The organism is Armatimonas sp. (assembly GCF_043760365.1).
GTDB lineage: Bacteria > Armatimonadota > Armatimonadia > Armatimonadales > Armatimonadaceae > Armatimonas.
Genome location: NZ_JAYUPA010000208.1, coordinates 1 through 5,865 on the forward strand (window position 1 = coordinate 1; position 5,865 = coordinate 5,865).

A 5,865-nucleotide genomic window follows, 5' to 3' on the forward strand; every position below is an offset into this window, starting at 1 on the left:
GCCCCTCGCCGAGCGCGACGCGCTACTTGAAGAAGTGGAGGAGCTGGCACTTTTGAAGTCCTTTGATCTGGTGCGCTGGGCCATTGACCGCTGCCCAGAGCGCACCGAGGAGCTGGCGGAAAAAGCTCGTCAGCAGAGGTACGATAGGCAGTGACGACGACAATGTTTGCTCTCTTAGGTGTCCAGGCACTGTGCTGGCTCGTCGCCGTTGCCCTGACCATCATCGTTCCGGGTGACCGCGTTCGGCGGGTGGTCGGAGGGCTCATCCCGGCGGCGGGCCTTGCGGTGATGCTGGTCTTTGGGCAGACACTGGGGCCGGGGCTTCGCTTGCTGGTCAGCAGCCTCGGCCTGCTCTATTTGCTCAAGGCGACAATCTTGCTGCAGCGCTCCCAGGCAACCGTCCGCGCTTTCTCTCCGTGGGGGCTGGCGCTCTACTTCTCGGTCTGGCCCGGCATGGACCCTGCCCCCTTCCAGAAGCGAGGCGGCGTAGATCCCGCGCTCCTCAAGGCGGCGGAGGTGCGTTTTCCCGGCGGCTTCGTCGCGATGCTGTGCGGAGGCGCACTGGCGGCACTGGTCGCTGTCTTTCAGCCAAGCCTCGGCTCAAGCGTGGTTGGCTGGCTGGGGATCGTGGCGGTGCTTCTGATGATCCACTTTGGCGTCTCCGAGGTACTCACACTGGTGCTGCGTGGGTTTGGCTGGCCTGTCGGGGTACTTTTTGACCAGCCGTGGCGGAGCCGCTCCTTGCGGGACTTCTGGAGCCGACGCTGGAACCTGGCGTTTGTCGAGATGGATCGGCTGCTCTTTTTCACGCCCCTGCGCCGCCGGTTCGGGGTGTTTGGTGCGACTTTCGGGGTCTTTTTGATCTCCGGCTTGCTCCATGAGCTGGCGCTGAGCTACCCGGCTGGAAGCGCTTGGGGCGGGCCGCTGGTCTACTTTGCGCTACACGGTGCCCTTGTTTTATTAGAGACACGGCTCCTGCGGGTCGAGAAGCGCTGGCCTCACGGGGCGGGGCGCGTGTGGACCTGGCTCTGGGTGCTGGGGCCGCTGCCGCTGCTCTTTCATGCGCCGTTTCGCGAGAACCTGATCGTCCCGCTCTACGCCACGCTCCACGAAGTGATTTGCCGCCACACGCTGACCTGGTGGTTCCACCTCGCGCTCTGGCTGGCAGGAGCCGGTCACTTCTGCGTGCTGATCGCCAGCTCCCAGGTGCCCAAGCAGCTGCGCTGGCACGACGATCTGGCGAAACTTTCCCCTTTCAACCGCAAGGTGATGTGGATCTACGGCGCAACGATTGTCTTGACGATTGTCGCTTTTGGCACGGTCACCCTGGTGCTCCACGACGAGCTACTGCGCGGTGGTCCTGCGGCGCGAGCGATATCGCTCTTCATCGGGGTCTTCTGGCTCTTCCGGATTCTGGTAGACGCCTTCTACTTCCGCCACGAGGACTGGCCCAAAGGCCCCCTGTTCACGGTCGGTCACGCGCTCTTGACGAGTCTCTTTGTTGCACTATCAGGAACCTACCTGGGACTATTTTTATGGCGTCAGCTATAATGCCACACAACACCCATGTCTGAGCTGCCGATTGGAACGGTCACGTTTCTGTTCACCGATATTGAAGGGAGCACACGGCTCTGGGAAGAGCACCCGGAGACCATGCGACTTGCCCTCGCGCGCCACGATGCGCTCCTGCGCGAGGCAATTAAAAAGGCCCGTGGCTCCATCTTCAAGACGCTTGGAGATGCCTTTTGCGCCGCCTTTCACACAGCACCAGACGCCCTCTCAGCGGCACTAACGATTCAGCGCGCACTGGTTGCGGCTCACTGGTCCGAGCAGCTCCCCCTCAAAGTCCGGATGGCGCTACACACGGGGGAGGCGGAGAGCCGTGACAATGATTACTTCGGGCAGCCACTGAACCGCGTCGCGCGGCTCTTGAGCGCAGCGCATGGCGACCAAGTGCTCTTGTCACAGACAACCCACGAGCTTGTTGAGGAGCAACTTCCTGAGGGCGTCTCTCTGCGTGATCTGGGCAGTCATCAGCTCAAGGATCTCGCACGGCCAGAGCAGGTCTACCAGCTCCAGCACCCTGAGCTGCCCGATCACTTTCCCCCCATCAAATCGCTCTCGACGCATCCTAATAACTTGCCCCAGCAGCTCACGAGCTTTATTGGGCGAGAAAAAGAGCTTGCCGATATTAAGACGCACCTGCACCACTCGCCTCTGCTCACGCTAACGGGGTCAGGAGGCTGTGGCAAGACACGCCTCTCGCTACAAGTGGCAGCGGACTCCCTGGAGCAGTATCCGGAGGGGGCCTGGCTTGTGGAGCTCGCCTCGGTGAGCGATCCCGCACTGGTTCCTCAGACACTGGCCGAGGTTCTGGGGGTCAGAGAAGTGCCTGGCGAGGCAATTACCCGGACGCTCAGTCGCACCCTCAAAGACAAGCAGCTCTTGCTGATGCTAGATAACTGTGAGCATGTCCTGGAGACTGCCGCACGTCTCACGCACACACTGATCAAGACTTGCCCCCACCTGCGTATTCTGGCCAGCAGCCGAGAAGCACTGGGAATCACGGGGGAGAGCACCTACCGCGTCCCCTCGCTTTCCCTCCCCCAGCCTTCCAAGGCCTACACCGCAGAGAGCCTCTCGCACTTTGAAGCCGTGCGCCTTTTTATCGAGCGGGCGGTGGCGGCCAAAGAGGATTTCACGGTGACGAACCAAAACGCTCCGGCGCTGGCCTCGGTGTGCTACCGCCTCGACGGTATCCCTCTTGCTATTGAGCTCGCAGCGGCACGGGTTAGGGCGATGCCTATCGAGCAGATCGAAGAGCGCTTGGACAACCGTTTTCGCCTGCTCACCGGGGGCTCTCGGACAGCTCTCCCTCGTCAGCAGACCTTGCGCGCACTCATTGACTGGAGCTACGATCTGCTGGAAAAGAGCCAGCAGGTGCTCCTGTGCCGCCTCGCGGTCTTTGCGGGGGGATGGACACTGCAAGCGGCAGAGGCTGTCTGTTCAGGCGAGAAGATCGAAGTCTGGGAGATTCTAGATCTGCTGACACTGCTGGTAGACAAGAGCCTGGTAACCTACGAGGAGCACGCGGGAAACGCCCGCTACCGCCTCCTGGAGACGGTTCGGCAGTACGCCCGGGATCGTCTGCTTGACAGCGGGATGGGCGAGGCGGCACGTGATCAGCACCGGGACTACTTTCTGTCGCTCGCCGAAGAAGCATTCCAGAAGCTCGCGGGGCCAGAGCAGGGTAGCTGGTATGAACGACTGGAGCGGGAGCACGATAACCTGCGTGTGGCCCTAGAGTTCTGCCTGGCCGATCCCAACACTGCAGCGGCAGGCCAGGCACTGGCAGGAGCCCTTGGAAAATTCTGGTTAGTACGAGGGCACCTGACAGAAGGCCGTGAGTGGTACGACCGGGTGCTAGAGCAGCCAGGAGGCGAGGCACGTACCCGCGCCCGCGCCGATGCGCTCCACGGGGCAGCGACCCTGGCGGGCACGCAGAATGACTACGGTGTCGCGGAGCGCTACAATCAGCAGAGCCTGGAGATCCGCAGGGAACTCGGCGATAAGAAGGGCACTGGCGGCTCGCTCAACAACCTGGGAAATGCAGCCTTCTTCCAAGGAGATCATGACATTGCTCGAGCGTTCCATGAGGAGAGCCTGGCCATCAAGCGAGAGATAGGCGACCAAAGTGGAATCTCAATCTCCCTTAATAACCTGGGGAATATCGCGCACCAGCAGGGTGACTTTGCGGCGGCGAAGCTCTTTCATGAAGAGAGCCTGACCATCAAGCAAACCCTCGGAGATCGAAACGGAATTGCCTCATCGCTCCTGAACCTGGCAAATGTTGCTATGCGTCAGAACGATAACGCCACTGCACGCCTCTACTACCAGCAGAGCCTCCGTACCCGCAGCGAGATTGGGGATAAGAACGGCATGGTGATCTGCCTCGATTCCTTCGCCAATCTCTGCCTGAGTGAGAGCAAACCTCACCAAGCCGCCGTTTTATGGGGAGCCGCACAGACACTACGCGACGAAATCGGCTCGGCGGTTCCTACGAGCATACAAAAAGGACACAGCTATCACCTCGCGGAAACACGCGAGGCCCTGGGTGACGAGGCGTTCGAGGCGGCTTATGCACAGGGGCGCGCACTGACATGGGAGCAGGCAATCGCCCGAGCTATGGAGAACTAAGAAAGTATGCAAGCAAACCCCAAACAATGGGAAAAAGAAATTGTGGCCTTTGAGGCAGCAGACCGCAAGCGCCGCCCCCTGCCCGGTGGCATTGTCTTTGTAGGCAGCTCCACGATTCGTCTCTGGAAGAGCCTGGAGCAGGACTTTCCGGGCTACGGTACGCTCAACCGTGGCTTTGGCGGCTCTCAGCTCCCGGACGCCACGCACTTTGCCCCCCGGATTCTGCGCCCCTACCAGCCGCGCCAGCTTGTTTTGTTCGCGGGCACCAACGATATTAACGCCAAGCGCACGCCCCGCCAAGTGGCCCAGGACTTCAGCGACTTTGTGCTCACGGTGCGGCAGCTCTTGCCCCATACCCGGATTTCCTATATCGAGCTGACCAGCAGCCCCAGCCGCTGGGCACAGCGCGATGCTGTGGTCGCGGCCAACGCGATTATCGCCCGGCTCTGTCAGCGCAACGGGGTTGACTTTATCCGGGTACGAGAAAAACTCTTTGGCCCGACCCAGGAACCGCGCCCGGAGCTCTTTATCACCGATAAGCTACATCTCAACGCCGATGGCTACAGAATTCTTGCCGATGCCGTCCGCCCCTTTTTGAGCAAGTAAAACGAGAAAGAAAAAATATGAAGATTTCTATTGCGGGCTACAGTGTGCATGGCCTTCTGTCCGAGGGCACGATTGATATTTTTGGTTACTTAGAGAGCTGCCGCTACCGGTTCGGTCTCGATGCTGCCGACATCTGGAACGGGCTTCTGCCCACTCTGGAGAACGGCTTTATCCGCAAGGTGCGGCACGGCTTGGAGGAGCGGGAACTCACCCTAGTCAACTACCACGCCGATGGCTGCCATGTCTGGGAGGACGACGCGGCGGCGCGGGCAAAAAACCGGGCGCTGGCCTTTGAGCATCTCCAAGTGGCGGCGGCGCTGGGGGCAAAGACGGTGCGCATTGACACCGGTGGCAAGCTGGAGAAGATGAGCGCGGAGCAGCTTGAAATTGTCTCGGATCAGTTCCGCGAGTACTGCGTCTTTGGCCAGGAGCACGGCTTCGCAGTCGGGCCGGAGACCCACTGGGGCATCTCACTCCTCGCCGACAACATGGAAGAGATTGCCAAAACGGTCGCGCACCCGGCCTATGGGATTCTGCTGCATATCGGGCACTGGGAGCAGGGCGATCCCGACGAGGGCGATAGGCGGCTGGCCCCCTACGCCGTGCATACGCACGTGGATGCCAAGATCACCCGTACCTGCCTGTTCGAGAAGATGCTGCTCCTGCTCGATGCGGGCTACACGGGCTACTGGGGGGTGGAGCACCACTCCAAGCAAAACGAGTACGCCGAGATCGCCGTGCAGCTCGCCATGGTGCGCAAGGTTCTCTCCCAGCGGCTCTGGGAGCGACAGAGAGGCGAGAACCTCGACGCTGCTAGCGTCAGAGGCGGCAACCCGCTCCTCACCGCCGAACAAGAGGGACGTGCCTAACAACGAGGCTGGCAGTGAACTTAGAAATAGGTCTGTGCGTCTACTGTGGCATGAAAAAAATCCTCTTTCTTGCCACAGTTGCGCTTGTCGTGCTGAGCCTGCCTGCACAAGCCCAGAAACCCGACAAGCAGGCCCGCAAAGCGGACCGCAATCCCGCCGCTGCCACAAGCAAGACCACACGCGACCGGAGCCA

General features: G+C 60.9%; 4 protein-coding genes. All 4 read left to right on the forward strand.

Annotation, left to right across the window (positions count from 1 at the left end; all coding sequences use genetic code 11):
- Positions 1 to 150 precede the first annotated feature (150 nt).
- Genes ACH2EH_RS05070 through ACH2EH_RS05085 form a run of 4 tightly spaced genes read left to right on the forward strand, consistent with a single transcriptional unit; the run spans position 151 to position 5,672 of the window.
- Positions 151 to 1,551 carry a wax synthase family protein gene (locus tag ACH2EH_RS05070; protein WP_395139552.1) on the forward strand — a complete coding sequence of 467 codons (1,401 nt, stop codon included), beginning with the start codon at positions 151 to 153 and terminating at the stop codon, positions 1,549 to 1,551.
- A gap of 15 nt (positions 1,552 to 1,566) precedes the next feature.
- Complete coding sequence (locus tag ACH2EH_RS05075; RefSeq protein WP_395139554.1) at positions 1,567 to 4,197, forward strand: ATP-binding protein; 2,631 nt, start codon at positions 1,567 to 1,569, stop codon at positions 4,195 to 4,197.
- Between the two features lie 6 nt (positions 4,198 to 4,203).
- Positions 4,204 to 4,803 carry a GDSL-type esterase/lipase family protein gene (locus tag ACH2EH_RS05080; protein WP_395139556.1) on the forward strand — a complete coding sequence of 200 codons (600 nt, stop codon included), beginning with the start codon at positions 4,204 to 4,206 and terminating at the stop codon, positions 4,801 to 4,803.
- Positions 4,804 to 4,820: 17 nt separating this feature from the next.
- The gene (locus ACH2EH_RS05085; protein WP_395139557.1) at positions 4,821 to 5,672 is read left to right on the forward strand and encodes a sugar phosphate isomerase/epimerase family protein; all 852 of its coding nucleotides are present in this window, start codon (positions 4,821 to 4,823) and stop codon (positions 5,670 to 5,672) included.
- Positions 5,673 to 5,865 lie beyond the last annotated feature (193 nt).

Coding starts and splice junctions, on each gene's coding strand:
- ACH2EH_RS05085 (WP_395139557.1), top strand. CDS start 4,821: ATGAAGATTTCTATTGCGGGCTACAGTGTGCATGGCCTTCTGTCCGAG.
- ACH2EH_RS05075 (WP_395139554.1), top strand. CDS start 1,567: ATGTCTGAGCTGCCGATTGGAACGGTCACGTTTCTGTTCACCGATATT.
- ACH2EH_RS05080 (WP_395139556.1), top strand. CDS start 4,204: ATGCAAGCAAACCCCAAACAATGGGAAAAAGAAATTGTGGCCTTTGAG.